This window comes from Streptomyces sp. Y2F8-2, assembly GCF_014905555.1.
Taxonomy (GTDB): domain Bacteria; phylum Actinomycetota; class Actinomycetes; order Streptomycetales; family Streptomycetaceae; genus Streptomyces; species Streptomyces cynarae.
In genome coordinates, this window is record NZ_BNGS01000002.1 from 75,999 (window position 1) to 102,403 (window position 26,405).

Genomic DNA, 26,405 nt, shown 5'->3' on the forward strand with positions numbered 1-26,405 from the left:
CACCGTCCAAAGTATCGGACATCCTGCCATGAGGAGAGACAGGTGAAGAAAGAGATGATCCAGGAACTGGCCCAGCTATTGTGGCAAGCAGCACAGGGTGGCACACCGGCCGACCCCGCAACGGCCGATCAGCTCGATGACCTGGAACTGGCCTACACGGTCGAGAACGCCACCAGAGAGCTGGCGCTCGCGGCCGGTGACGAGGTGATCGGGTACAAGATCGGACTCACCTCGCAGCCCGCGCGGGATGCGTTCGGCGCCGGCCAACCGACCGCCGGCCACCTGCTCGCCAGCAGGCTGCTCGAGGACGGCCGGCCGCTCATCACCGCAGGGTTGTTCGAGCCCAAGGTGGAGGTGGAGATCGCCTTCATCCTGGGCGAGGCGCTGTCCGGCGTGGACGTGACCGCCCTGGACGTCTACAACGCCACCGCCGCGGTCGCCCCGGCCTTCGAGATCGTCGACAGCAGGTGGTGCGGCGGTGCACGGACGCTCCCCATGCTTGTCGCCGACAACACCAACGCGGCGCGTGCCGTGCTGGGGCCCCGGGTGACGCCGCCGCCGGCGGGCCTGTCGAAGATCACGGCCACGCTGCTGACCGGCTCCCGGACGGTGTCGGGCAGCGCAACCGCCGTCATGGGCGATCCGGCCGCAGCGGTCGCGTGGCTGGCAGGTCACCTGCTACGCAGGGGAGCGCGGCTGGAGGCCGGGGACATCATCCTGAGCGGCACCTTGTGCGCCCCGACAGCGATCAGTGCCGACGACCGCCTGGTTGCCGACCTCGGCGAGCTGGGCCGGGTCGCCGTTGACGTCGGCTGACCACCCATGCCTCAGCTGGCGCGTTCGGTGCTTCGGAAGCGGGCGGGACCGAGGGCTGCTCTTCGGGACGACCGTAGGGTCAGGACCTGGTGCTGCCCAGAGCGAACCTTGGTCGCGGAGGTGAACGGTTTGGTGCGCGGCGTGACGCAGGGCCCGAGGAGTCGAAGCCATCTGGTCGTGGTTGCCGGAGCCGCGCCGGGCCGGGACGACGGGCAGCGGGCGGAGCCTGCAAGGCCCCGCCCCGTGCGGCCGGTTGACGCGGTCGGGCCTCATCCGAGCCCGGACGGGGCCCTTGCGCATCCCGTGTCCGTGTTCACGCGTCGAGTGTCTTCTTCAGTGCGGCCAGCCCCTCGGTGTAGATGCCGTGGAACAGGGCGATCGCTTCCTCTTCGCTTGTCCCTGCCGGTGTGAAGGTGCCGGACCACTCGACTCGGGACTGGGAGTCGGCCACCTCGTGCACGGTGAGGGTGGAGCGGTAGCCGGTGACGGGGAAGGGGGCCTGCAGGATGGAGTAGGTGTAGCTGCGGGCGTCGTTGTCGAACTTCTCGAGGCGTTCGACGATGACGCCGCCCTCGTCGTTGGCGAGACTGCGGACGCGGCCGCCCTCGCCGAGCTCGCTCTTGGGGATGTAGGGCAGCCAGTCGGGCAGGGAGTCGAAGCCGCCGATCAGCTGCCAGACGCGCTCGGCGGGCACGGGAATGTCGATGGTTGCGGTCGTAGTTGCCACGGTCGTCTCCTTGAAGCGTGGGTGCAGGTCAGGCGCTGGGTACGGGGGCGTCCTGAGCGATCAGCCCTTCCGTGCGCAGAGCCGTCCAGAAGGCCGCCGGGATTTCCTCGCCGAGCGCGGCGACGTCCTCGGCGATGCGGCTCGGCCGTGAGGCGCCGGGGATGGCCGCAGCGACCGCGGGGTGAGCAAGGGAGAACTGCAGTGCTGCGGCCTTGATGCCGACGCCGTACTGCTCTGCGAGGGCCTTGATGCGCTCCACCTTGGCGATGACCTGGGCCGGGGCCTTCTGGTACTCGAAGTGCTGTCCTCCGGCCAGGACGCCGGAGCTGTATGGTCCCCCGACGACGACGTCGACATTCTGGGCCTTCGCGGCCGGCAGCAGCCGCTGCAGGGCGCGCTCGTGGTCGAGCAGTGTGTAGCGGCCGGCGAGGAGGAACGCGTCCGGCTTCGGCTCGTCGAGGTCCAGCGTCAGCTCCAGGGGCTCGACCCGGTTGACACCGAGGCCCCAGGCCTTGATGACGCCTTCGTCGCGCAGCCCCTGCAGAACCCGGAATGCGCCGGTGCGGGCCGTCTCGTAGGCGGCGAGCCACTCGTCGCCGTAGAAGTCCTGTGCGACGTCGTGTACCCACACGATGTCGAGGCGGTCTGTCTTCAGCCGCTTGAGGCTGTCCTCGATGGAGCGCAGCGTCGCGTCCGCCGAGTAGTCGTTGACGATCTTGTTGGGGCGTCCGTGTTCGAACAGTCCGCCCTTCTCGCCGAGGTCCCGGGCGGACGGATCCTCGATCTCGTCGAGGATGACGCGGCCGACCTTCGTGCTCAGGACGAACTCGTCGCGGGGGCGGTCTGCCAGCGCTTCTCCCAGCCGGATCTCGGACAGGCCCGCGCCGTAGAAGGGTGCGGTGTCGAAGTAGCGGATGCCGTTGTCCCAGGCGGCGTCCACGGTGGCCGCGGCCTCCTCGTCGGGTATGGCCCGGAACATGTTGCCCAGCGGTGCGGTGCCGAAGCCCAGGCGGCCGGGCAGGAAGGACTTGATGGACATGGTGAAGATCCTTCTGTACGAATGGCGACGGATGTGTTCTTCGCGCCTTTTGGTGCGGTCCGTCGGCCTGACGCGTTCGAGGCTAGGATCTAGACTTGAGACTGTCCAAGACTTACTTGGACATACTTGAGTCCTTAGAGGTCTTACATGCTTGACCTGCGGCAACTCCGCTACTTCGTGGCCGTCGCCGAGACGGAGCACGTCGGCCAAGCCGCCGAGCGGCTGCACATCTCCCAGTCGCCGCTGAGCCGGCAGATCGCTCAACTCGAGCAGAACCTCGGCCTCACCCTGTTCGAACGCGGCCAGCAAAGAATCCGGCTGACCCGGGACGGCAAGGTCTTCCTGGCCGAGGCCCGCGCACTGCTGCGGCATGCGGATCGCCTGGAGAACCTGGGCCGTCGGCTGGGCCGCGGAGAAGAGGGTGGCCTGTGCATCGGCTACGTGGCGGACGCCATGCACACCGGCATCCTGCCCGGCGCTCTACGCGCTGTGCACAGCGAACGCCCCGGCGTTCACATCGCTCTGTACAACCTTCCGCCGGCCGAGCAGTTCGAAGGCCTGCGGCAGCGCAGCCTTGACATCGCGCTCGTCCATGAACCTCCGTCCACGGATGACCCTGACCTACTGGCCGCGCCCCTGCTCCAGGACCCGCTGCTGCTCGTTCTGCCCGCCGGTCATCCACTGGCCGACCAGGAAACAGTGACCCCCGGAGACCTCGACGGTCAGCCGTGGATCGCCGTCGAGAACGCTCAGGACCCCGCCTGGCGCGACACGTTCGTCGCCTCGTGCACGGCGGCCGGCTTCACACCTGACATCCGCCTCGACGCCGCCGAGCCGCTGACCGCGCTCGGCCTGGTCGCTTCTGGGCTGGGACTCGCCCTCGTACAAAAGAGCATGGTCCGCGCCACCACCGAGGACGTCGCGGTGCGCGAGCTCCCCTGGCACGACACATGCGTCCAGTTGTGGGCCGCGTGGCACCGAGTCGACCTGCGGCCCCTGGTGACCTCGTTCCGCGCCATCGTCCTGCGCACAAGCAGCAGCGCCTGAACCGCCCTGCTGCGGCCATGGCCCTGCCCAGCCTCTCGTCGCGAGCGCGACGAGAGCTGCAGAGCATCCGGTACGCGATCCGCCTCGCCGAGGCGTGAGAGGAGCCCGACCGTGTCCGAGGACCTGAGCGCGGTTGCACGTTTCCTGTACGAGGCGGGAACGCTGAAGAACACCGCACGCACCGGGTGGTGGATGGTCGGCGTACAGCACCCCGAATCGGTCGCTGAACACTCGTGGCGCACGTGCGGCCGTTCGGCGGCGTGGCTCTGGCGGCGGCGCTGAGGCAGCTGCGGACGGTCGTCCGCACCGTCGGCGGAAGCGGCTTGGGCCCCTCGGCAGGCCACAGTCACCATGGCCGTTCATGGCGTACGGCTTTCAATGGCGGTCAGGACGCGGCGGCGTTCGCGGTGTGGCACGACTCGCAGGAGACGCGCACCGGGGACGTGAACCACCTCGGCAAGAAGTACCTCTATTGGCAGACCGTCCTGCCGCTGATCAGGCCGATCCTCGCGACGGTGGTCGTGTTCCGGACGCTGTCGAAGTGCGGCAACCGAGTGCCGGCCGCACGCGCCTACGCGGCGAGCAAGGGCGGGGTTGAGCAATCTTCTGCGGTCACGTTCGGGCTTCCATCTTGCGGATGACCGAGAGTGATTCAGTGGTCTGCCGGAGGCCTGTTCTCTGTCCTCCGGCAGACGATGACTCATGTCCTCAGCCGTCCAGGGCCCCGGTCACGGCGTCGACCATGGCAGAGGGCTGTTCCATGTGGACCATGTGCCCTGCATTGTCGACATAGGTGACCTGGGCGCGGCCTTCCAGTGCAGCTGCGTTGGCGGCCGGCAGTACCCGGTCCGCGCGGCCCCACACCACTGTTACCGGGCCCGCAAATTTCTGAAGCAGGCCGGCGGCGTCGATTCCCGGACGGTCGCCATCGAGAAGCGTGCCGAGCAGGCTGTCGAGCGCCTGCTGCACGCCGTCGAGCCGCTTGAACTTCATCAGGTCGTCGGCGAGCTGGCGAGTGACTTGCCCCGGGTCGGCGAACAGGTGGATCAGGTGCGGCTTGAGTTCCCGCCGTGACGAGGCGGAGGCGAATCCGCGCAGGTAGTCGGCGTTGATGGCGTCACCGTAGCCGGCAGGTGCGACGAGGGTCAGCGACGCGATCTTGCCGGGTTCGCGGGCGGCGGCGGCGGTTGCCACGGCACCGCCGAGTGAGTGCCCGACCAAGTGGACGTGTTCGATGCCCTGCTGTTCGAGGAAGCCGAGCAGCGCGCCGGCGAGGGTGTCGAGGGAACCGTCGCCGACGTCCTTGGTGGAGTCGCCGTGTCCGGGCAGGTCGATCGCGTGGACGGTCGCGCGGGTCGACAGCGGCTCCTGCACGAAGAGCCAGGAGTTCTTGTCGCCGCCGTAACCGTGTACGAGCAGCACGGTCTCCTCTGCGGTGCCGAGGGTCGCGTAGGAGAGGGTACGGCCGTCCACCTGCACTGTCCCGAGGGCGGGTCCGGCGACCTCGTCGACCGCGCCGGAGTCCAGTTCCTCCCGCGCAGCGCGGGCGGCCTCGTCGATCAGTTCCTCCGGCACGTCGGCCGGAGCGATCAGCGCGATCGTGCCGCCGACGGGAACGTCCTCGTTCGTCTCGGCGATGATCCGCCGCACGACACCCTCCCCCGACGACTCCAGCGCCCCGGTGATCTTGTCGGTGTCGATGTCGGCCAGGTCGTCGCCTTCGGCCACCTCGTCGCCCTCGGCCACGAACCAGGCGGTGATCTTGCCGCTTTTCATCGACAGGCCCCACTTGGGCATGGTGACCTTCGTGATGGTGTCTTCGGTGCTCACAGGATCCGTCACTTCTTCCAGTCCATGGTCTTCTTGACGGCGTTGGCCACCTTCTGCGCGTCCGGGATGTAGAGCTGCTCCAGGGTCTGCGCAAAGGGCACCGGAGTGTGCGGAGCGGTGACCATCTCGATCGGCGCCCGCAAGGCGCCGAACGCCTCTTGCGCCATCAGCGCCGAGATGTCGGTGGCCATGCTGCAACGTGGGTTGGCCTCGTCGACCACGACGAGCCGACCGGTGTTCTCGACGCTCTCGAGGATCGTGTCGCTGTCGAGGGGACTGGTGGTGCGCGGGTCGATGATCTCCGCCTGGACGCCCTGCCGGGCCAGCTCGGCCGCCGCCTCCTCGGCCACCGAGACCATGCGACCGAGGGCGACGATGGTGACGTCGTCGCCGTCGCGGACCACGTTGGCCTCGCCGAACGGGATGGTGTAACTGTCCTCGGGCACCTCGCCGGTCATGTCGTAGAGCGCCTTGTGCTCGCAGAAGATGACCGGGTCGTTGTCCCGGATGGCCTGGATGAGCAGGCCCTTGGCCTCGTACGGGCTGGAGGGCAGGACGACCTTGAGGCCCGGGATGTGGGTGAAGACCGGGTACAGGCACTGGGAGTGCTGTGCGGCGGCGTTGAGGCCGGCTCCGTACATGGTCCGCACCACCACCGGTGTGACGGCCTTGCCGCCGAACATGTAGCGGAACTTGGCGGCCTGGTTGAAGATCTGGTCGAAACAGACGCCCATGAAGTCGATGAACATCAGCTCGGCCACCGGGCGCAGGCCACGTGTCGCGGCGCCGACCGCGGCGCCCACGAACGCCGATTCCGAGATAGGCGTGTCCAGCACCCTTCCCGGGAACTGCTCGTACAGCCCCTTGGTCACGCCGAGGACACCGCCCCATGCGTCGTCCTCGCCGGGACTGCCTGCGCCGCCCGCGTTGTCCTCGCCCATGACGATGACGGACGGGTCGCGCTCCATCTCCTGCCTGAGCGCTTCGTTGACCGCCTCGCGATAGCTGATCGTGCGTGCCATGACCGTGCTCCTGGAAGTGTTCGGGGTCAGTAGGTGACGTAGACGTCGGTGGTGAGGTCTTCGGCGCTCGGCGTCGGGGCCTGCTTGGCCTCCGCCACCGCGGCCTCGATGAGACCGGCCACTTCCCCGTCGACACCGTCCAGTGCGGCCGCGTCGAGCTGACCGGAAGCAGTGACACGCTCACGGAACTGCTTGAGGCAGTCCAGTGACGCGCGAGCCCTCGCCACCTCGTCGGCGCGATAGGTCTGCTGGTCGCCCTCGAAGTGGCCGTAGTACCGGGTGAACTTGACCTCGATCAGGGTGGGCCCTCCGCCTTCGCGGGCCCGCTCGATCGCCTCACCCGCGGCCTCGTACACCGCGAAGAAGTCGAAGCCGTCCACGATCACGCCCGGCATGCCGAATCCGGCGGCGCGGTCGGCGATGTTGTCGCAGGCCACCGACCAGGTGGCCGCCGTGGCCTCTGCGTAGCCGTTGTTCTCCGCCACGAAGATCGCGGGCAGGTTCCACACCGAGGCGAGGTTGAGCGCTTCCAGGGTGGTCCCCTGATTGCTCGCCCCGTCACCGAAGAACGCCACGCCGACGCCACCGGTCCCCTGCTGCTTGGCTGCCAGAGCGGTGCCGCAGATCAGGGGCGGACCGCCGCCGACGATGCCGTTCGCGCCGAGCATGCCCTTGGACAGGTCAGCGATGTGCATCGAGCCGCCCTTGCCCCGGCAGGACCCCGTGACGCGACCGTAGATCTCGGCCATCATCTCCTTGACGTCCACGCCCTTGGCGATGCAGTGCCCGTGGCCGCGGTGCGTGCTGGCGATCGAGTCGCGCTCGTCGAGGTGGGCACACACCGCGGTGGCCGAGGCTTCCTCGCCCGCGTACAGGTGCACGAACCCCGGTATCTCGCCAGTGGCGAACTCGACGTGCAGCCGCTCCTCGAACTCGCGGATGGTGCGCATGGTGCGATACGCCTCCAGCAGTGCCTTCTCGTCGAGCCCCGACGTGGTGCGGGCCGGTTGAGTGGGTGTCATCGTTGACGGTCCTTTCTTCAAGGGCTCTTGTCGGTCTGGTCGTCCTCAGACCGCGGTGCGATCGCTACGGAAGAGGCCGGCTCGTGCCGCCTGGCTCATCACGGCGGTGACGTCGACACAGAGCGGCCCGTTCTCCCTGAGCCGCACCGTGGCACCCGTCGTGCCTGCCAGTTCCAGTTCGCGCTCGCCGTCGAAGGCCACCACGCCGCGGGTGGTGCCGATCTCCACCTGCTCGCCGGTGCGCAGGGGCCGCCAGGCAGTCACTCCGACGGGAAGCACCAGGCCCGGGGCGATCGGCGCGTTGACCACGGTGGGTGCTTGCTCCACCGGGCACAGACGCACCGCGACGCCCTCGGGCTTGTCCCGCGGGCTGGGGCAGAGCAGGCCCGCGATGGAGGACAGGCCGGTCGCGTCCGGCTCGGCGAAGGTGCAGTACAACTCGGTGAGGGCATCGGGATGCCATAGTGCGCGGGAGCCGACGTAGGGCGCTGTGGACACCACGACGTCGACCAGTCCAAGCTCGGTCCGCTCCCCGGTGCGTACCTCCAGTGCGTGAGCCCGGCCGGCGGCGATGCCTCGGTCGACGGCGCCGGTGGCCACCAGTCCGGCCGCCAGGCCGGCGACTGTGGCCTCACGCATCTGCGGGAAGGCGTTGTTGGTACCGGTGGACAGTGACAACAACGGCACGTCGCACCCGGGGCCGGCGAGCAATGCCGCAGTGGCCACGCGTGCGGTTCCGTCGCCACCGAGGCAGATGATCACCTTCGCACCGGCCTCGACCATGCGGCGGACCGCGTTGGCCGTGTCCTGGGCGCTGTCGGTGATGGCATCGTCATCGACGAAGCGGACCTGCGGCCATGGCGTCTTGTTCGCCGACCGGTTCCGCACGGCCCTCAATACGGCCGTGGAGATCCCTCCGAGATCGACGGATACCAGCACCGTCTCGACGCCGACCGCGCCCAGCGCCGTGAGCATGCGCTGCACCATGTTGGCCTTCTCAGATGTCGGGAAAACCGATGCGCCGGATACAAGCCGCCGGATGTCCCGGCCGGAGGCAGGGTTGGCCACAATGCCCACCGCAGTCATGCCGCAGGGCCCCTTCACGATCCGATGTGTGACCGGCGTCCTCCGGCCACGGGGGTCATGGGACTGCGAAAACGGCTCAGCGGGACAGGGTTGCAGGAAATTGCACGCAGCGGTGGATGCAACCGGGTGCAACGCCTTGTGCGTGCGGCGTGGTGATCGCACCTTGGGTCGATGACAAGTGTGCAACCGGACGGACGACGGCTCCTGCGGTTGGAAGTCCGCAACAGCGCCGTCCCGATCGAGCGGAAACCTTCCTGGATCAGGACCCGCATACGGACAGGGCCGGAATTCACTGAGCTGCAGGAGCTCGTGCGCCGCGAGAGACTGCATACCGTGTGCGAAGAGGCGGCCTGCCCGAACATCTTCGAGTGCTGGGAAGACCGGGAGGCCACCTTCCTGATCGGCGGGGACCGGTGCACCCGCCGGTGCGATTTCTGCCAGATCGACACGGGGAAGCCGGCCGAGCCGGACGCTGCGGAGCCGCTGCGCGTCGCCGAGTCGGTAAGCGTCATGAAACTCCGGTACGCCACCGTCACCGGCGTGGCGCGGGACGACCTGCCTGATGGCGGTGCGTGGTTGTACGCGGAGACGGTGCGGCAGATCCACCAACACAACCCGGGCACCGCGGTCGAGGTGCTGATCCCGGACTTCAACGGTGCGGCGGATCTCCTCGACGAGGTATTCGGCGCATGTCCGGAGGTCCTGGCGCACAACGTGGAGACGGTGCCGAGGATCTTCCGACGAATCCGTCCCGGTTTCGACTACCGGCGCTCGCTCGGCGTGCTGGCCCGGGCACGGGAGGCCGGGCTGATGACCAAATCGAACCTGATCCTGGGACTCGGTGAAACCGGCGAAGAGGTGGTGGAAACGCTGCTCGACCTTCACGCGGCGGGATGCCGGCTGCTGACCATCACCCAGTACCTGCGGCCGTCGGTGCGGCACCACCCGGTCGCGCGGTGGGTACCGCCGGAGGAGTTCGACCAACTCCGCGACCGTGCACGTGAGATCGGGTTCGCGGGGGTGATGGCCGGCCCGCTGGTGCGCTCCTCCTACCGGGCCGGACGGCTCTACCAGCAGGCGCAGGAAGCCAGACAAGGAGAAGCGAAGTGACCACTGCCGACCTGGTGATCCTCGGTGGCGGATCAGGCGGCTATGCCGCGGCCTTCCGGGCGGCGGAGCTGGGCCAGTCCGTGACACTCATCGAAAAGGAGAAGCTCGGCGGTACCTGCCTGCACCGCGGCTGCATCCCCACCAAGGCGCTCCTGCATGCGGCGGAGGTCGCCGACACCGCGCGCGCAGGAGGGCAGTTCGGCGTGAGGGCCGCCTTCGAAGGGATCGACCTCGCGAGAGTCCACGCATACAAGGACTCGGTCGTCTCCCGCCTCTACAAGGGTTTGCAGGGCTTGGCCGAGGCCCACGGGGTCACCGTGATCGAGGGGCGTGGCACCTTCGTCGGCGGCACCACCGTCGACGTCGAGGGCACCCGCTACACCGGCCGGAACCTCGTCCTCGCCACCGGCTCCTACTCCAAGTCCCTGCCCGACCTCGAGCTGGGCGGAAGGATCATCACCAGCGAGGACGCACTACGGCTGGACCACATCCCTGAGAAGGTCGTCGTGCTCGGCGGCGGCGTCATCGGCGTGGAATTCGCCAGCGTCTGGGCGTCCTTCGGTGCCGAAGTGACCATCGTCGAGGCGCTGCCGCGCCTCCTGCCCGCCGAGGACGAGTTCTGCTCCAAGCAACTGGAGCGCGCCTTGCGTCGCCGCAGGATTCGCTTCAAGACCGGGGTGAAGTTCACCGGCGCCCGACAGGACGAGCGCGGCGTGAGCGTCGCACTGGAATCCGGTGACACGCTCGAATCTGACGTTCTGCTGGTGGCTGTGGGCCGCGGCCCGAACACCGCCGGCCACGGCTACGAGGAGTCCGGGTTGAAACTGGAGCGCGGATTCGTCGCCACCGACGAACGCCTGCGAACCAACCTGCCTGACGTGTACGCCGTGGGTGACATTGTGGCGGGCCCCCAACTGGCACACCGCGGCTTCGCGCAAGGCGTGTTCGTGGCCGAAACGATCGCTGGGCTGAGCCCACCTCCCATCGACGAGGCCGGCATCCCGCGGGTGACGTTCTCGCATCCGGAGGTCGCCTCGGTGGGGCTGACCGAGGCGGCCGCCAACGAGAAGTACAAAACCGGTGTCGCGACCCTCACCTACGACCTCGCGGGCAACGGCAAGAGCCAAATCCTCAGGACTTCGGGGGCGGTCAAGCTGGTCAAAGCGCCCGACGGACGCGTGGTCGGCCTGCACATGGTCGGCGATCGTGTCGGGGAGCTGATCGGCGAGGCCCAGCTGATCTACAACCTGGAACTCCTGCCCGAACAGATCGCGCCGCTCATCCACGCGCACCCGACCCAGTCCGAGGCGCTGGGCGAAGCGCACCTCGCACTTGCCGGAAAGCCGCTGCACGCACACAGCTGACCGGTGGTCCACTTCTGCCGGGGAGAGAGGGGCCGGACGTCGCGTCCGGCCCCCGTTGCAACTGTCGCCGCCCCCGTCGTGGCTAGTTCAGCCGGCTCGTCCGGCCCCTCCCGAGAGGCGATGGGCTCGTGGCCGGCGCGGTCGCGTCCTCGCCGGTGAGCAGGTGGGAGCGATCCCGGGCGGCACGACTTGGGCAACAGCAGGCTGGTGGCAATCAGCGTGCGGACCGTGGACATGGCCGGCAGGTGCGCACCGTTCCAGCCGGTGGATGGGCGAGGATGCCGAGCCGTCGGCTACGAGCACCGTGGATCGGCGCGCAACGGCCGACCTGGCGGTGCGAGGCGGCGACCACATGCTCGATCGATATCACCGTGCTCGGGCTCCCGCTGCCCAGTGCCGGCTACAGCGCGTCAGTGTCCAAGTGCGGCTCGTCCCACCTGCCGCCGGGCGAGAAGTCCACCTGTCTCGTACGCCGCTGCACCACCCGCCCGCCGCGCGACCACAGGATCGAGCCGGATTGGCCGGCGATGGCGGCAACGCAGCCAGCGTCGTCGACCGTGGGCGCGCTGTCCTGAGCTGGGCGAGTGGTGCGCAGCGACCGCATCGGCAACTGGAGTCGCTATGCGCCGGCGTCCTCGGTGACGGTCAGCTGGACACCGTCGGCGAGGCGGTAGGGCCGGGTCGCCACAATCCCTCCAAGCTGGCGGCGAAGACGCGACACCTCGGCCCGCACCGAAACAAGGTGACCTGCATCGCCGAACAATGCCTGACTGAGAGCTTCCGCGGACATGCCGGCGGGACCCGCACGGTGCAGGAGCGCAAGTATTTCGGCATGCCGTTTCGTGATGAGCCGGCGCCATCCCGTGTCACCCGCGTGCACCTGGAGCAACGGGGAACTGGACAGGTCGAGTTCGAGCAGCACCTCCCGCCCGCGGGTGAATGGCCGGACGAGCCAGCCGTTCGGTAGACGCTCGGGCACGCATGCGCCGAAACCGGGCACAGCAAGGGCCTGTCTGGCAGCTGGTGCGGCAATCCGTGCGCCCACGGCGACGCCAGAGCTGTGTGCAACCCACCCATGGTCGTCGACCACAAGCGCCGGACCCGAAGTGGCGGCCAGAAGCGGTTCGGCCGACTGCCGAAGCCGCTCAAGACGCTCCTGGTGACACCGCCATACCTGAGCCTCCATGAGACGACGCCCGGTCTCGGCCAACGCGCCGATCGCCGGGTGCAGCGTGAGGGCAGGACCGCTGATATCGACGATGCCCAGCAGATCCCCGGTGCGAGGATCGTGGACCGGGCAGGCGGTGCAGTACCACGCGTGCTGGTCCTGCTCGAAGTGTTCACCGGAGAGCAGCTCCACCGGCGCGGCCTCGGCAAGCGCGGTGCCGATCGCATTGGTGCCCACCTGTGCCTCCGTCCAGACCGCGCCTTCGGTGAAACCGAGCGTGTCGGCACGGCGCCGCACCGATGACGCACCCGCTCGCCAGAGGATGACGCCGTCCGCGTCCGCGACCACCAGCAGCATGTGGGAGGCGTCCGGATTTGCTTCGAATATCTGTATGAATTCTTGGACAGCGCTCCGCATGGGTGATGCGTATCGCCGGCGCGCGATCTCTTCCTCCGTCACGGAAACGCGCGGGTTCCCGCCCCGCACCGCCAGTCCCATCCGCAGCATGCGCGTCCAGGACCGGGATACGAGGGGACGTGGCGCCAGTGGTGGGCGGCTTCCGCCGATGACAGCTTCATGCATCCGGACCAGGTCCCGGGCGTAATCGGGCAAGCTTCGGCCCGCAGGGATCGCACTGTGCACGCTCACGACCGCACCTCCCGCATCTTCGCGCCGCCCGGGAGCGTATCCCCACAGTGAACCGAGCGCTACTGACGTGCAACAAACTCCATGCAATGCCGTGCAACCCTGTCGAGCCCGTCCGGTGGAGTCGTGTAATCAGCGCGACTGCCCGGTGATCCGCGACTCTGCGAGGTCGCTCGCAGAGGATTCCGGTGGTCCCTGCAAGAAGGTGCGCTCCGCAGAGAGCACTGCACCCGCGCACTGTCTGCAGCGGGCGCAAGGGCTCTCCTTACTTCCTCGGGCGGGAATTTGCGGTGCGCCGGATTCTTCCTCCAGAGAAAGCTCGGTGCGACCCATGTCCGAGACGCTTCCCTCCAGACGAGCCGTGAGTTGGCTGATGCACGGCATCGGCAATCTGATCGTCGTGCTTGTTGTCACGTTCGGCGGCTGGTACCTGATCGCCGACCCGCGTGTGAGCCCGTTCGAGCTCTACCCGCTGCCCTTTGATGCCGCCTTGTTCTGGGCGTTGTTGTTCGTCGTCTGGTCCGGATTCAACCTCGAGTTCTTCGGATTCGACCGACTCCGCCAGCCGCTCAGGGGAGCAGTGATAACGGCATCAACCGCGGTGTTCGCGGTCGGGGTCACCTACGCGTTCCCAGTGGGTTACGGGCACCTCAATGCCGACTTCATGGCCTGGATCATTGTGGCTGTCATCGTGACCGGATTGACGATGGAGAACTGGCCCTGGCGCCAGGCGACCGGCCGCGGACGTACCGCGCTCGGCAATAAACCCACGAATCTCGGCCTCGCCGCCAACCTGACAGTGCGCGCCGTTGTCACCTTGACCCTGGGGATCTTGGCCTTTATCGCCTACTACAGGTTCGCGGCCGGCACGCTGCTGCACGAACCGGTTGTAGCCGGAAACCTGTACGGCAATGCGCTTGGGTTCATGGACTGGTTCGCCCTCGTAACCCTGCTGTACGTTGTCGGATTCGGCTCCTATGGCCTGCCGAAGCCGGCCGATAAAACGGCTGCCGAGCCAAAGGCCGCCCCCCGTCATGCCGCTGCAGAATCCACGCGCCAGCAAGGGAGCTGAGAATGAAGGCAGCACGTTTCTACGGTCCGGGCGATATCCGGATCGACGATGTCGCAGAACCAGCGACACGCCCGGGCACCGTCAAGGTCGAGGTCGAATGGTGCGGTATCTGCGGCACCGACCTCCACGAGTATCTCGAAGGGCCCATCTTCGCGCCGGCCAAAGGGGCGCCACACCCCCTCACGGGCGAGACCGTACCCATCACTCTCGGTCACGAGTTCGCGGGAGTGGTGCGGGAACTGGGTGACGGTGTCGATGACCTGCGCATAGGCGACCGGGTCGTCGTCGAGCCCTATCTCGTGTGCGGTCGGTGCGACCCCTGTCTGCGCGGCATGTACAACGTCTGCCAGTCGCTGGGATTCGTCGGCCTCTCCGGCGGAGGAGGCGGCTTCTCGCAATTCGTCGTCGCAGAGCGGCGCTGGATCCATCCGCTCGGCGACCTCGGCACGGACGTGGGGGCGCTCATCGAGCCACTCGCGGTCGCCTACCACGCCGTACGGCTGTCCGGCGCCAAGTCCGGCGACACTGCCATCGTGTTCGGTGCGGGACCGATCGGTCTGGTGACCACGGCTGTTCTGCGCGCGGTCGGCACCGAGTCGATCATCGTCGTGGAGCCGGCGGACGTACGCAAGGCCAAAGCAGTCGTGGCCGGCGCTGACCACATACTCGATCCGACCACTACGGACATCGCCACGGCGGTGTCGGAACTGACCAAGGGCCGCAACGCCGACGTGACCTTCGAATGCGCCGGCATCGACGCAGTACTGAAGTCCGCGATCCTTTCCACGCGCGCGGGCGGCACCTGCGTGAATGTCGCCATCTGGGGACACGAGGCCAAGGTCGCACTGAACGATCTGGTGTTCCGCGAGGTCAAGGTGCTCGGCAGCCTCGCTTACGCCAATGACCACCCGGCGACCATTGCGATGGTCGAGAGCGGCCGGGTAGACCCGTACCAGTTCATCACCGGCCGAATCGGTCTTGACGACATCGTCACGAGGGGCTTCGACGAACTGGTGAACAACAAGGAAGAGAACGTCAAGATCCTGGTGCGCCCGCAGTGAGGGCGCGCGGATCAGCGGGTTTGCCATGCACCTGCCATCGAGCTCTCTAGGGAGTGACCACGTTCATCGCCCTTCGCAGGCCGGCACAGCGGACGCGGACGGGTGGGGGCAGGTGGCCTCCCCGGCCAGAACTGGCCGGGGAGCCGCTATCCTCCCGTGGCACTTCTGAGTCCCGAAACGTATGCCGTGTCCAAGCAAACGGACTCCGAAAGAACCCGCGGGACAACCGGCGGAAGGAGCAGGTCAAGACCGCATGAGCCAAGGGGGCAGTCGACGCCTCCGAAGAGCTCCACATGAGCCCGACACAAACCCCTACGGCTTCTCGCTGTGAAGACGCAGGCCAGCGCGTTGCCTACCCGGAGCTCGCCATGACCCTCGGCGGGTCGCACGCGGCGACTGCAAGCAAAATGCCTGGTCAACGCACTGACCAGGCATTCCAAGGTGTGTGTCCGAGGGGCGAGTTGACGGCTGACGATACGAGCGTGGTGGCTCAAGGAAAGCTCAGGGTGCGTGATACGCCGAGTGGCCGCAGCCTGGCTCCGACAGCGAGCGCGGCAGAAGACCCGGGCGCCCGCTCGGCAAGGGCTTCCTGACGGGCCGCTTCTCCTCCTTCGACGACCTTCCGCAGGACGATTTCCGCCGCGGTCCAACTCGTCCTGCTCTCGCGGAGGGGTCATGGGCCGATGCGGCCACGGGCCACCGTCGCCCTGCGCACGGGCGAGGTCCGTCGACTGACCGCACCCGGCCTCGAAGCGCCTGACCCGGAGGACACGGAATGGCTCTCCGCGATCACCGACAGGTGAGGCCGTAGCCAGGAAAGGCAATGCGCCGCCGGAGATTCAGGTCGCATGGGCACAGTGTCTGAGCCGCCGCTGACGCGCATGCCGTGCTCGCCCTTTCGAGCGCCCGCAGACGGATCAGCCCTTCAGGGCGGCGCTGACAGCAGCACTTCGGGCCGGCAACGGCGCCCTCTGCGATCAGTTGATCTGTCTCCGTCCCAAGGCCGGTATCGGCGAGGACATCATCCTGCGCGTCTTCGACGCCATCGCCTGGACGCATCAAGGACAACGGCGTCAGACCTCGACGAGCTGAACCGTAGTGCCGTCCGGTCCTCTCGCGCGGCGGATCCGTGGGACCGGTGATCCCGCTGGGGCCCAGGCTCTGCTGGCGGATCGGGCGCAGGGGGGACATGTATCGGCATGGGGCCGGCCCCGCTCGGCTCGCTGCTCGACGGATTCCTCGTGGAGGCGTGGCGATTGCGCACCAGCCTGCTGGTGACGGCCGCGGGCACGAAGGTTGTCCCCAGTGCTGGTGGCCCTTTCCACACTCGCACGCCTGGGACGGGCACTTCGAAGCGAACTCAAGGACAACGGTTCGATTTCTGTACGCGCCAGGGGCTGACACCGGGGTCCTGGTGCGCGATAACGTGCGCGTTCGGCCCGATCATCGCACTGTCCGGGGACTGTTATGCCTGATCCTTCCATGTCGCCGGACGACCGGCCGACGTCGCCCGTGAACTCCCGTGTGACGGCCGAGTCGCGAGCCGGGGCCTTGAGGCGGCGTCTGGTGCTGTCGTCCGTGCTGCCGCCGGGCGTGGTCGCCGTGGCCGGTGCGGTGGCCACCGCCCTGGCCCGCGATGGCCACCTGGGCGGGGCGGACCAGGGCGTGGTGTTCGGCGGCGTGGTGCTCGTCGGCACCATGGCGGCCGGGATCGCCGGCATAAGGGCTTCGGCGGAGGCACGAGCAGTCACCAAACACTGGGCGGAGCTGTCCCGCGAGGCCGACCGGAACCGTGCCGAGCTGGCCGAGCTGACCCGTACCATTGCCGAGGGCAGGGCCGAACTGGAGTCGTTGTGCCGCCGGTTGCGGGACGGGGAGCGGCCCGCGCGGCGCCGGCCGGAACTGCCGCCGCAGACCGGCCCGGACGAGCTCTCCCGCCTCGGGTTCGAGATCGCCGCGGCCCGGCAGGACGCGGAGGCAGCCCTGTTGGAGACCGCCGCCGGCGCGGTCGGTGCGGAACACAACGCCCGGCTGGAGCAGTTCGAGGTGTTCGCCAACCTGGCACGCCGCCTGGAGTCCCTGGTGCACCGAGAGATCGGCCTGCTGGACGACCTGGAGAACGAGGTCGAGGACCCCGACCTGCTCAAAGGGCTGTTCCGGGTGGACCACCTGTCCACCCGGATCCGCCGCTACGCCGAGAACCTGGCCGTGCTCGGCGGCGCGAACACCCACCGCCAGTGGACCCGCCCCGTCGGCCTGACCGACGTGCTGCGTTCCGCCGTCGCCGAGATCGACCAGTACGCCCGGGTCAAGCTGGTCCCGCCCATCGATGGAACCGTCAGCGGCCACGCCGTGGTCGACGTCGTCCATCTGCTGGCCGAGCTGCTGGAGAACGCGACGGTCTTCTCGCCGCCCCAGACCACCGTGCACGTGCGGGTGGAGCCCGTCGCCGCGGGGGTGGCGATCGAGGTCGAGGACCGGGGTCTGGGCATGTCCCCGGCCGAGCGCAATCAGATGAACACCGTTTTGAGTGCACCCGACAAGGTCGCCCTCGGCGAGCTGCTGCAAGACGGCCGGATCGGCCTGTACGTGGTCTCCGTCCTGGCTCAGCGGCACGACATCGCCGTGCAATTGCTGAGCAACGTCTACGGGGGCACTCAGGCCGTCATGGTGCTGCCCAGCGCACTGCTCGGCTCGCAGTCGGCGGTTCCCGCGCCCGCGCACCACACCGTCCCGACCCCTGACGCGGGGCCGCACGACCCGGTGGAACCCGAGGCGGCGGACCTCCGGGCAACAGTGGAGGTCGTTGCGGATCCGCACGTGTCCGATTCCGAACCCCAGCCCGCCTCGGTGCCCTCCGACGGCGCGGACGACCGTCCGCAGCTGCCTCAGCGCCGCCGCCAGAGCCACGCCGCCGAACGGCCGCACGCGGCCCCCAGCACCGGTGTCTCCGAGGACATCGCACACGACCCGGGCCTGATGGCCGCGTTCCAGACCGGAATGCGCAGGGCCGAGGAAGCGGAGACGCCCTGACAGCCGAGCCGACCTGAAGGCCCGGGCCCCGTCCAGCAAGCTGTTTCCTTCCGTAGAAGAGGAGTTACACGATCGTGGCGAGCGAAGACCTTTCCTGGCTGTTGACGGGTCTGGTGAACCGGGTGCCGCACACCCGAAGCGCCCTGTTGCTGTCCTCGGACGGGCTGGTGAAGGCAGCGGAGGGGCTTGACGAGGACGCCGCGGACCGGTTGGCCGCCCTCGCCAGTGGGCTGTACTCGTTGGCGCGCAGCGCGGGCCGGCACTTCGACGACGGCGGGGACGTACGACAGATCGTGACGGAGCTCAGCACCTCGCTGCTGTTCGTCTCGTCCGCCGGGCACGGCGCGGTGCTGGCAGTGCTGGCCGGACGCGAGGCCGACGCGGCGGTGCTGGGCTACGAGATGGGGATGATGGTCAAGAGCGTGCGCCCTCACCTGGCCACACCGCCCCGGCACCCGGTGGGGTGACCGATGACGCCGGTCCTCCCGGACGGACCGCTGGTCGACGAAGCGGCCGGGCGGCTGGTCCGTCCCTACACGGTGAGCGACGGCCGGACCAGGGCCACGTCCCACTTCACGCTGGTGACCATGGTGCGGGCCACTGGCGCCCAGACACAGGGCGCCTTCGGCCTGGAGCATGCGCAGGTGCTGGCGCTGTGCGAGCGGCCGGTGAGCGTCGCCGAGGTCGCGGCCCGGATGCAGGTGCCCGCCGCCGTGGTCAAGGTGTTGCTTTCCGATCTGGCCGAGGGAGGCGCGGTGGTCGCAGGCGATGCGCACCCGGCGTCCCAGGGCCACGACGCACGACCTGATCGAGACCTCCTGGAAGCGGTACGCGATGGCCTCCTCAAACGACTGTGACCCGCTGCCGGCCGAAGTCCTGCCAGTGGGCATCAAGGTGCTGATCGCCGGCGGGTTCGGCGTGGGAAAGACCACCTTCGTCAACGCGCTCAGCGAGATCGAGCCGCTGAGCACCGAGGAGATGCTGACCGCCGTCAGCGCGGCCACGGACCGGCTGGACGGAGTGGAGAACAAGGCCACCACCACGGTGGCCCTGGACTTCGGCCGTATCACGCTCAGTCCGTCCCATGTCCTGTACTTGTTCGGCACGCCCGGACAGGAGCGCTTCTTGTTCATGTGGGACGAACTCTCCGAGGGAGCGCTCGGGGCGGTGGTTCTCGCCGACACCCGCAGGCTGGAGCACTCCTTCGCGGCGGTGGACTTCTTCGAGCGGCGCGGCATGCCCTTCGTCGTCGCCGTCAACGAGTTCGACGGGGCCCACCGCTACTGCGGGGAGGAAGTGCGGACCGCGCTCGACCTCAGTCAGGAGGTGCCGGTGGTGCTGTGCGACGCCCGCGTCCAGAGCTCGGGCATCCGCGTGCTGCTCGAACTGATTCAGCATCTGCTCACGACAAGGAGTTCCCATGGCACCGACACCGACCAACCCCTCCTCCGGGCCTGAGTCCGGGATCGCCCTGCGCCACCTGCTCCTCCCCCCGGAGGACCCACAGGTGCGTGCCCGATCCGAGCGGCTGCGCGAGCTGGGCATCGATGCCCGTCCCGATGCCGAACTCGACGCCTTCGCACGGGAACTGGCACACCGTACCGGCGGCTGCTACGCCGGGGTCAACTTCTTCCTCGACGCCGACCGCCAGTACTTCGCAGGCTTGTACAGCGCCGCGCAGGACACCACGGTCCACGTGGGACCGCCGTTGCTGGAGGATCCGGTGCCCGGCCGCGTCATGCCCCGCGACATCGACATGGGCATCTGCCCGCACGTGGTCAAGCGCCGCCGGGCACTGGTGCTGGAGGACATCCGGGACTTCCCGCGGTTCGCCGGTAACCCGGTGGTCGACGCGATCGGCGTCCAGTCCTACCTGGGCGCACCGCTGATAGACAGCACCGGCGTGGTGCTCGGCACGATCTGCGTGGTCGACCAGGACCCACAGCCGTGGGGGCGCAAGGGGCTGGAAACCATCAAGGCCATGGCTGCCGAACTCGTCGAGCGGCTGGAGGAGTCGGCGCACCGTCGCAGCTGACCGGCGCTGTCGGACTCGCACGCGGCCGCCCCGGAGTGTCCCCGGCGCGGCCGTCCAGCACCCGACCGCGGCTCCCGCACCCCGACTCTGCCCATGAGTCAGTCGCAGCAGCACGATCAATCATGCTCCCGCGGTTCTCGGCATTCACGGCAGAGCACCACTCCAGTGGACCGACGGCGAAGCCAGTCACTGTGTCGCTGCACGCCCTTGAGCACTCCGTCCGCGAGAGCGCCGACCGTCTCGGCATCGCGCCGGCGGCAGTACCTGTGGGCATGCCGGGTCGCAGAGGGCGAGTCCCGGCGCAGCCGGTGCCCGTCAGCCTTGGCCGACGTCCTCGGATGCCGCCCGGGCGATGGTGTCCGCCACCGTTGTGCATGCGAGTCGGGCCACGGAGCGCAGTTCGGCGTCCGAGGTGCCGGCACGGCTCAGTACGGCCAGCGACTGGTTGATGGCGACGACGAACGTGGCGAGCTCGTCGAGCGTCCGGCTGTCGGCCGAGGAGTCCGCCAGTGCCGCACGTACCCGTTGGCGCTGTACGTCGAGCAGGCCACGCACCTGCATGCCGTTCTCCTCCTTCAACGTCAGTAGCTGCGCGGCGGACTGGGCGATGAGGCACCCCACGGGGACCGACGGGTCGGCGATACGGTTGAGGACGACGTCGAAGAATGCCTCGACGGCCCGCACCGGGTCACCGGGGTGCGCCGCGAGTGCCTGCTCATACTGCGCGCCGTAGATCGACGCGTAGCGGTCCAGGCACTTGCCGAACAGGGCCTCCTTGTTGCCGAAGGTGCCGTAGAGGGACCCGCGCCCGAGGCCGGTGGCCGCACCGAGGGCATCGAGTGAGGCGTCCGGGTACCCGCGCTGCCAGAACACCCGCATGGCCTGGTCCAGGGCCGCGCTGATGTCGAACTGCTTCCGGCCGGACACAGCGTCCACCTCCTCCTGTGCGTCCCTGCTGTGATCCTACTCGCATCTTGGATCGATCGGTCAACGTATCTTTGACCGATCGATCCAAGATGGTTAGCGTGAAGGCCCTCGGTTTTCGCACCCGAAAGGCCGCACCATGACCGACCACATCGCGTCAGACGTCCGCGTACGGGCTGTTCCACCTGCCGGCGGGCGCCGATCGCGCGCCGGGTTCTGGCTCGTAGCCGCTGTGTACGCCGTGGTCATGCTGGGCGGGACGCTGCCGATTCCGCTGTATGTGCTCTGGGCGCCGCAGATGGGCTTCGGGCCCTCACCACCACGCTGGTCTTCGCCGTCTGCGCCGTGGGGACCGCGCTCGCGCTGATGGTGTTCGCGTCGCTGTCCGACCGTGTGGGCCGCCGTCCTCTCCTGGCCGCCGCTGTACTCGCCGCGGCCACGAGCACAGCGCTGTTCCTCCTGGCGCACGATGTCGGAACCCTGCTGGCAGCACGGTTCCTGTGCGGCCTGGGCACCGGTGTCTTCACCGCCACAGGGACCGCGGCACTGGGCGAGCTGGCCGGAGTCGAGCGCACCCGACTGGTGTCGACCGTCTCCACGGCGGCGAACATGGGCGGGCTGGGGCTGGGCACCATTGTCGCGGGCCTGTTCGCGCAATACGGGGCGAACCCCACGCACCTGGTGTTCTGGGCTTACCTCGCCGGCCTGGTCCCAGCGTTTGTGGCCGTCATCGTCACCCCGGAGACCGTCACGTCCCGGCAGCGGTCATTGCGACGACCCTCGCGAGCACACTCAGCCGCCCGGCCACCACCATCGCCTGAGCGGCCGCCGCACCGAGTGGCTCGGTGGCCCGCGCCCTCCATGACGGGCTCCGAATGGATACCCAGGGCGAGTCAATAATGGCGCTGAACATCACAAATATTCGATTTGCCCGGAACTCGTGCACACAGGCGCCGCTCTCGTCGTGTCCACCGCGCTCGCGGGCCCCACCCCGGCCGACATACCGAACCAGTACACCCGATATCGATGGAGGAAAACCATGACTGACACGGCAACCGCCGCCCGCGTCCCCGACAACCCGGTCCGCGACCTGCCCCTGCTCGACCTGGCCGGCTTCACCCACCGCTGGGTCGACGCGGGCGGTGTCCGCCTTCATGCGGTCGAGGGCGGTCAGCCGAACGGCCCAGCCGTCGTGCTGCTCGCTGGATTCCCGCAGACCTGGTGGGCGTGGCGAAAGGTGATGCCCGGCCTGGCCGACCGGTTCCACGTCATCGCGATCGACCTGCCGGGCCAAGGCCACTCCGAACGCCCGGACGGCAGCTACGACACGCACACGGTCGCCGCGTACGTCCACGCCGCGGTGCAAGCGCTCGGAGTGTCGACATACTGGCTGGCCGCCCACGACATCGGCGCCTGGGTCGCCTTCTCCCTCGCCCTCAACTTCGAGAGCCGGCTTCGCGGGGTCGCTCTGCTCGACGCCGGTATCCCGGGCATCACCCTCCCCGACACCATCCCGACTGACCCCGAGGTGGCGTGGAAGACGTGGCACTTCGCATTCCATCTCGTACCCGACCTGCCCGAAACACTGCTCACAGGCCGTGAACGCGAGTACGTCGGCTGGTTCCTGAAGGTCAAGACCCTCGCCTCCGACACCTTCGACGACGCCGAGATCGAGCAGTACGCCGCGGCCATCACCGCTGACGGCGGACTCCGCGCTTCCCTGGCCTACTACCGGGACGCCGCTGAATCGGCGCGGAAGAACCACGAGGCCCTTGAACAGCACCACCTGACGGTGCCGGTTCTCGGGATTTCCAGCAGCCACGGTTCCATCCCCGACATGGCAGCTTCCATCCGGCCATGGGCCGACAACACCACCGGGATCGTCGTGCCGGACGCAGGCCACTTCATCCCGGACGAACAACCCGACGCCGTCGCTGCCGCTCTGGCCGGCTTCATCGCTGAAAGCGATTGACCCCGGCCACACCCACCCGCCCGCCAGGCGACCGGCTTGTGCCGGCTCACAGCGTTGTTCCAGCTCACCGCGAACTCGCCGAACGCACCTCGCCTCCGTGGGCGACGACGCATCCGGCGTCGGCAAAGCGGACGAGATCCTGGTCCGCACCGGCCGGACGATGGTGCCCACCCCGCACGCCATGAAAATCCGCGCCCAGGTGCACGACCTCGTTCACCAGGCCAAGCAACTCCTGAGTCCGGAAAGGGAACTGGACCTGGCCACGCTGAGTCGGACCTTCACCCTCCGCTGGCACGACGCACTGGCCACGGCGTGCGGCCCCGCCCTGCTCGCCGCGGTCCACCGCCAGGCCCCGGGCGTACGGCTGCGCCTGATGGCCGAACCCGGCTCCGAAACCCCGAGTTGAGGCGCGGCGAGGTCGACCTGGTATCGAGCTCCACGCAGCCGGAGATGTCCGACCTCCGCCACCAGCTCATCGGCGAGGACCGCCTCGTCGCGGCGGTCCGCCCCTGCCACCCGCTGACCGACGGGCCCCTCGCCGCCCAGCGCTACGCCGCGGCCGAGCACATCACCGTCTCCCGGCGCGGCCGCCTGCGCGACCCCGTCGACGACGTCCTCACCGCCCTCGGACTCCAACGCCAGGTCATCGCCTCGGCACCGAGCTCGGCAATAGCCCTCCAACTCGTCCTCGACGCCGACCTCGTCGTCACCGTCCCCGAAGCCGCCACAACCCCCGCTCTGCTGCGGCTCGGTCTGCAGGCGCTCCCCCTCCCCTTCCCCATGCCACCGATTCCCCTGCACCTGAGCCGGCACCAGCGCCACGCCCACGACCCCGCCCACACCTGGCTGCGCACCCAGGCACATGCAGCACTGCAGACCGTGTTCCGTCAGCCGGACCCCGCCTTCTGATCGAGGCATAGGCATCAGGCACCGTACTTGGCCGGCCTCGAGGCCCCGCCCGTATCCGTATCCCGCGCGCACACCCTGGGGGATGAGGTGTCACCGCGATAGACGATGACGACTGCCGCCAGGCCGATGGCCAGGCCGAGAGTGGTCTGCGGACCGAACGGTTCGCCGAACATGAGGGCTCCCCAGACTGCGGTGACCGGAGCCATGTGGAACATGAGCGTATTGACCTTGGTAACGCCAGAGCGCCTGAGGATGAGCCAGTACAGCCCGTAGCCGCCGAGGGTCGACAACACTACGAGCCAGGTGATCGCGGCCCAGAACGAGAGCTCAGCGGGCGGCTTCGCGGCTCCGGCACTCACGGCAACGGCCGCGAAGATGACTGCACTGGTGGCGCAGTGGACGGTCATCGACACCGCGGGCGCGACCCGCGCGCGGGAGCGGCTTTCGAGGAAGGTCGCCGCTATCAGCGAGAACATGCCGAGGAAGGGGATGAGATAGGCCCACCAGGCCGCATCGGTGCCGGCCGCAGCATCGGCCATGGTGACGATGGCGACGCCGCTCGCCCCCAGGCACAAGCCGAGCCACTGCTTGCGCGAGACGTACTGACGCAACAACGGCCCGGCGAGTGCTCCGGCGACGAGGGGCTGGACGCCGTCGATCAGGGCCGTGGTGCCGCTGGAGACCCCGAGTTGGATCGCGTAGTAAACGGTGAGCAGATAGCCGCTCTGCGACAGCACGCCGATCACGGCCTGCCGGGCGACATCCCGCACCGCGAGGCCCCGCCATGGCGTTCTGGAGACGGCGGCAATGACGATCAGGACGACGGCCAGCGGCAGGAACCGCCACATCAGGATGGTGACCGCAGACGCACTGCCCGCGGCGAGCTTGGCCCCGATGAACCCGGAACTCCAGCAGAGCACGAAGGCGATCGAGAGCAGGAAGTTCACGCCCCACCTTCCACTAAACAGATCGGTATACTCACCCAGTCACTATACAGATCGGTATACTGTTGAGGTATGGGCACTACCGAGAGTCCGCGGCGGGTCACGATGACACCTGCCGCACGGCGCGTCCTGGACGCCGCCGCGAGGCTGTTCTACGAGCGCGGCATCCATGCCGTCGGGGTGGACCTGATCGCCGCCGCGGCCGGGGTGACGAAGAAGACCCTCTACGACCGGTTCGGCTCCAAGGAGCAAATCGTCGTGGAGTACCTCGCGGACCGTGATGAACGCTGGCGGGTCTTCCTCGCCCAGCGCCTCGACGCCGCACAGCCGGCCTCGGCAGCCCGCATCCTGGCCGTCTTCGATGCGTCACGCGCATGGTCGGCGAAGAACAGTTCAAGGGGGTGCAGCATGGTCAACGCTCACGCCGAGATCAGCGATCCGTCCCACCCGGCATACCCGATCATCACCGGGCAAAAGCTGTGGATGCTCGCCCTGTTCACCGACCTCGCCAGGGACATCACCCCGGAGGGGGCCTCCCAGCTGGGCCGGACACTCATGCTGCTTCACGAGGGAGCGCTCGTCGCCCACGGCCTGAACATCTTCGCGGACCCCATCACCCATGCCCGTGAACAGGCGCAAGCAATCCTGGCCGCCACTGGGGACTCCGCGGCGAAGCGGTGAAGCAACATCTCGCTTCTGCGAACCGGAAGTAGGGAGGATCTCTACGCTGATCGAGCTGAAAACTTTGAGTTCGCCATAGACCCACCAAGGCGTCCTGACGGCCGCAAGCCGATCGGATGCCAAAGGAGGTGGAGCGGGACGTCGCTGTCATGGCCGGCGAGCCGGCCGGGCGTCCAGGCCTGGCAAGCCGGAGACGCGGTGCGGGGGCTCATGCCCCACTTCGCCTTCGGTTTCCTCGCCGACTACGTCTCCGTCCCCCAGGAGCGGCCGGCCCGGGCGCCGAAAACCTGAGCCTCCTCGAAGCCGCAGCTCTTCCCGTGTCGGGCACCACCGCACTGACCGCGCTCACGGACAAGGCGCAACTCGCCCCGGTGAGCGTCCAGATCCATGGTGCGACCGGAGACGTCGGCAGCATCGCAGTACAGCTGGGCAAGGCTTACCGCCCGGCGGGCCTGAGCCGGGAGCGTCACCCAGGTCCGTCATTACCGTACGCAGGCACCTGTCCCTGCCGCCGTTGATATTGAGCCGGGTCGCCGGTTCACCCGGGATTGCTGCCGCGGCCGGGACCCCGCAACGAGATTCACCTTGCGACCACTTCCCTCAGCCACCTTGCCGAACGCGGACGGACCCCCGCCGACTGCACCCGAGCCGATGTCGATACCTGGTACGCGGGCGGCTACACATCCCGGCGCCTCACTCATGCCCTCCTGCGGTGGGCGATGCGGTCCAAGCACATGCCGAAGCAGCCCGAACCAGGGTTTTCACGCGGGACACCCTCGCGAGGCACTGGCGGCGGCCCTGCACGAACGTCTGCCGTTCGACGAGGCACGGCCCGCGGAATGCCGCGTGTATGTCGCTTTCGCCCCCGCGCCGCCCACTCGCCCGAACTCGCGGCCGT

Annotated in this window: 25 protein-coding genes and 2 pseudogenes; 18 read left to right on the forward strand and 9 right to left on the reverse strand. The window is 68.4% G+C overall.

Going from position 1 to position 26,405, the window contains the following annotated elements; all coding sequences use genetic code 11:
- Positions 1–42: 42 nt before the first annotated feature.
- A complete protein-coding gene (locus SY2F82_RS05755; protein ID WP_200417872.1) occupies positions 43–816 on the forward strand; it encodes a 2-keto-4-pentenoate hydratase in 774 nt (257 codons plus the stop codon).
- A 313-nt stretch (positions 817–1,129) separates the two neighbouring features.
- Here SY2F82_RS05755 and SY2F82_RS05760 read toward each other — a convergent pair whose 3' ends face one another.
- Both SY2F82_RS05760 and SY2F82_RS05765 read right to left on the reverse strand, forming a co-directional pair.
- Complete coding sequence (locus SY2F82_RS05760) at positions 1,130–1,543, reverse strand: SRPBCC family protein (RefSeq protein ID WP_200417873.1); 414 nt, start codon at positions 1,541–1,543, stop codon at positions 1,130–1,132.
- A gap of 28 nt (positions 1,544–1,571) precedes the next feature.
- Positions 1,572–2,582, reverse strand: a complete 1,011-nt coding sequence (locus SY2F82_RS05765) for an aldo/keto reductase (RefSeq protein WP_200417874.1) — start codon at positions 2,580–2,582, stop codon at positions 1,572–1,574.
- Between the two features lie 147 nt (positions 2,583–2,729).
- Between SY2F82_RS05765 and SY2F82_RS05770 the strand changes: the two genes are divergently transcribed.
- Positions 2,730–3,629 carry a LysR substrate-binding domain-containing protein gene (locus tag SY2F82_RS05770; RefSeq protein ID WP_200417875.1) on the forward strand — a complete coding sequence of 300 codons (900 nt, stop codon included), beginning with the start codon at positions 2,730–2,732 and terminating at the stop codon, positions 3,627–3,629.
- A 111-nt stretch (positions 3,630–3,740) separates the two neighbouring features.
- Positions 3,741–4,096, forward strand: a pseudogene (locus SY2F82_RS39795) (HD domain-containing protein); the annotation flags it as partial.
- Between the two features lie 241 nt (positions 4,097–4,337).
- On the opposite strand, the gene SY2F82_RS05785 reads toward SY2F82_RS39795, so the two are convergent.
- Genes SY2F82_RS05785 through SY2F82_RS05800 form a run of 4 tightly spaced genes read right to left on the reverse strand, consistent with a single transcriptional unit; the run spans position 4,338 to position 8,589 of the window.
- Positions 4,338–5,459 carry an acetoin dehydrogenase dihydrolipoyllysine-residue acetyltransferase subunit gene (locus SY2F82_RS05785; RefSeq protein ID WP_200417876.1) on the reverse strand — a complete coding sequence of 374 codons (1,122 nt, stop codon included), beginning with the start codon at positions 5,457–5,459 and terminating at the stop codon, positions 4,338–4,340.
- Positions 5,460–5,467: 8 nt separating this feature from the next.
- Positions 5,468–6,481 carry an alpha-ketoacid dehydrogenase subunit beta gene (locus SY2F82_RS05790; RefSeq protein WP_200417877.1) on the reverse strand — a complete coding sequence of 338 codons (1,014 nt, stop codon included), beginning with the start codon at positions 6,479–6,481 and terminating at the stop codon, positions 5,468–5,470.
- Between the two features lie 26 nt (positions 6,482–6,507).
- Positions 6,508–7,503: a thiamine pyrophosphate-dependent dehydrogenase E1 component subunit alpha gene (locus tag SY2F82_RS05795; protein WP_268980373.1), complete on the reverse strand. Its 996-nt coding sequence runs from the start codon at positions 7,501–7,503 to the stop codon at positions 6,508–6,510.
- Between the two features lie 45 nt (positions 7,504–7,548).
- Positions 7,549–8,589 (reverse strand): ATP-NAD kinase family protein, encoded by a 1,041-nt coding sequence (locus tag SY2F82_RS05800; RefSeq protein ID WP_200418597.1) that lies wholly within the window; start codon positions 8,587–8,589, stop codon positions 7,549–7,551.
- Between the two features lie 171 nt (positions 8,590–8,760).
- On the opposite strand from SY2F82_RS05800, the gene lipA reads away from it, so the two are divergent.
- Positions 8,761–9,699 (forward strand): lipoyl synthase, encoded by a 939-nt coding sequence (gene lipA, locus SY2F82_RS05805; protein ID WP_200417878.1) that lies wholly within the window; start codon positions 8,761–8,763, stop codon positions 9,697–9,699.
- Positions 9,696–11,063, forward strand: a complete 1,368-nt coding sequence (lpdA, locus tag SY2F82_RS05810; RefSeq protein WP_200417879.1) for a dihydrolipoyl dehydrogenase — start codon at positions 9,696–9,698, stop codon at positions 11,061–11,063. Before lipA ends, lpdA begins: the two co-directional genes overlap by 4 nt.
- 619 nt (positions 11,064–11,682) lie before the next feature.
- Here the strand turns inward: lpdA and SY2F82_RS05815 are convergent.
- Positions 11,683–12,588, reverse strand: a complete 906-nt coding sequence (locus SY2F82_RS05815; RefSeq protein ID WP_236041223.1) for a transcriptional regulator — start codon at positions 12,586–12,588, stop codon at positions 11,683–11,685.
- Positions 12,589–13,207: 619 nt separating this feature from the next.
- Between SY2F82_RS05815 and SY2F82_RS05820 the strand changes: the two genes are divergently transcribed.
- The 8 genes and pseudogenes from SY2F82_RS05820 (at position 13,208) to SY2F82_RS05850 (ending at position 20,077) form a co-directional block, all read left to right on the forward strand.
- Positions 13,208–13,948 carry a hypothetical protein gene (locus SY2F82_RS05820; RefSeq protein WP_200417881.1) on the forward strand — a complete coding sequence of 247 codons (741 nt, stop codon included), beginning with the start codon at positions 13,208–13,210 and terminating at the stop codon, positions 13,946–13,948.
- Between the two features lie 2 nt (positions 13,949–13,950).
- A complete protein-coding gene (locus SY2F82_RS05825; RefSeq protein ID WP_200417882.1) occupies positions 13,951–15,009 on the forward strand; it encodes a 2,3-butanediol dehydrogenase in 1,059 nt (352 codons plus the stop codon).
- Positions 15,010–15,918: 909 nt separating this feature from the next.
- Positions 15,919–16,101 (forward strand): annotated as a pseudogene (locus SY2F82_RS38690) (DUF6308 family protein); the annotation flags it as partial.
- Between the two features lie 375 nt (positions 16,102–16,476).
- A complete protein-coding gene (locus SY2F82_RS05830; RefSeq protein ID WP_200417883.1) occupies positions 16,477–18,042 on the forward strand; it encodes a sensor histidine kinase KdpD in 1,566 nt (521 codons plus the stop codon).
- Between the two features lie 74 nt (positions 18,043–18,116).
- Complete coding sequence (locus tag SY2F82_RS05835; RefSeq protein WP_200417884.1) at positions 18,117–18,509, forward strand: roadblock/LC7 domain-containing protein; 393 nt, start codon at positions 18,117–18,119, stop codon at positions 18,507–18,509.
- 3 nt (positions 18,510–18,512) lie between these two features.
- Positions 18,513–18,899, forward strand: a complete 387-nt coding sequence (locus tag SY2F82_RS05840) for a DUF742 domain-containing protein (RefSeq protein WP_200417885.1) — start codon at positions 18,513–18,515, stop codon at positions 18,897–18,899.
- Complete coding sequence (locus SY2F82_RS05845; protein ID WP_200417886.1) at positions 18,877–19,500, forward strand: ATP/GTP-binding protein; 624 nt, start codon at positions 18,877–18,879, stop codon at positions 19,498–19,500. The genes SY2F82_RS05840 and SY2F82_RS05845 overlap by 23 nt, the downstream gene beginning before the upstream one ends.
- Positions 19,463–20,077, forward strand: coding sequence for a GAF domain-containing protein (locus tag SY2F82_RS05850; RefSeq protein WP_200417887.1), 615 nt, complete (start codon positions 19,463–19,465; stop codon positions 20,075–20,077). The genes SY2F82_RS05845 and SY2F82_RS05850 overlap by 38 nt, the downstream gene beginning before the upstream one ends.
- Before the next feature lie 315 nt (positions 20,078–20,392).
- On the opposite strand, the gene SY2F82_RS05855 is transcribed toward SY2F82_RS05850, so the two are convergent.
- Positions 20,393–21,004 carry a TetR/AcrR family transcriptional regulator gene (locus SY2F82_RS05855; RefSeq protein ID WP_200418598.1) on the reverse strand — a complete coding sequence of 204 codons (612 nt, stop codon included), beginning with the start codon at positions 21,002–21,004 and terminating at the stop codon, positions 20,393–20,395.
- Positions 21,005–21,346: 342 nt separating this feature from the next.
- Between SY2F82_RS05855 and SY2F82_RS05860 the strand changes: the two genes are divergently transcribed.
- The 4 genes from SY2F82_RS05860 to SY2F82_RS39665 all read left to right on the forward strand — a co-directional run bounded on the left by SY2F82_RS05860 (position 21,347) and on the right by SY2F82_RS39665 (position 23,882).
- Positions 21,347–21,901, forward strand: coding sequence for an MFS transporter (locus SY2F82_RS05860; protein ID WP_200417888.1), 555 nt, complete (start codon positions 21,347–21,349; stop codon positions 21,899–21,901).
- Positions 21,902–22,040: 139 nt separating this feature from the next.
- Entirely contained in the window at positions 22,041–22,973 is a 933-nt protein-coding gene (locus SY2F82_RS05865) for an alpha/beta fold hydrolase (RefSeq protein WP_200417889.1), read from the forward strand.
- A 97-nt stretch (positions 22,974–23,070) separates the two neighbouring features.
- The gene (locus SY2F82_RS39660; RefSeq protein WP_308437748.1) at positions 23,071–23,379 is read left to right on the forward strand and encodes a hypothetical protein; all 309 of its coding nucleotides are present in this window, start codon (positions 23,071–23,073) and stop codon (positions 23,377–23,379) included.
- Positions 23,380–23,423: 44 nt separating this feature from the next.
- Positions 23,424–23,882: a LysR substrate-binding domain-containing protein gene (locus tag SY2F82_RS39665; RefSeq protein ID WP_308437749.1), complete on the forward strand. Its 459-nt coding sequence runs from the start codon at positions 23,424–23,426 to the stop codon at positions 23,880–23,882.
- Positions 23,883–23,896: 14 nt separating this feature from the next.
- Here SY2F82_RS39665 and SY2F82_RS05875 read toward each other — a convergent pair whose 3' ends face one another.
- On the reverse strand, positions 23,897–24,829 hold the full coding sequence (locus SY2F82_RS05875) for a DMT family transporter (RefSeq protein ID WP_200417890.1): 933 nt from the start codon (positions 24,827–24,829) through the stop codon (positions 23,897–23,899).
- A gap of 69 nt (positions 24,830–24,898) precedes the next feature.
- Between SY2F82_RS05875 and SY2F82_RS05880 the strand changes: the two genes are divergently transcribed.
- Positions 24,899–25,507 carry a TetR/AcrR family transcriptional regulator gene (locus SY2F82_RS05880; RefSeq protein ID WP_200417891.1) on the forward strand — a complete coding sequence of 203 codons (609 nt, stop codon included), beginning with the start codon at positions 24,899–24,901 and terminating at the stop codon, positions 25,505–25,507.
- Positions 25,508–26,405 lie beyond the last annotated feature (898 nt).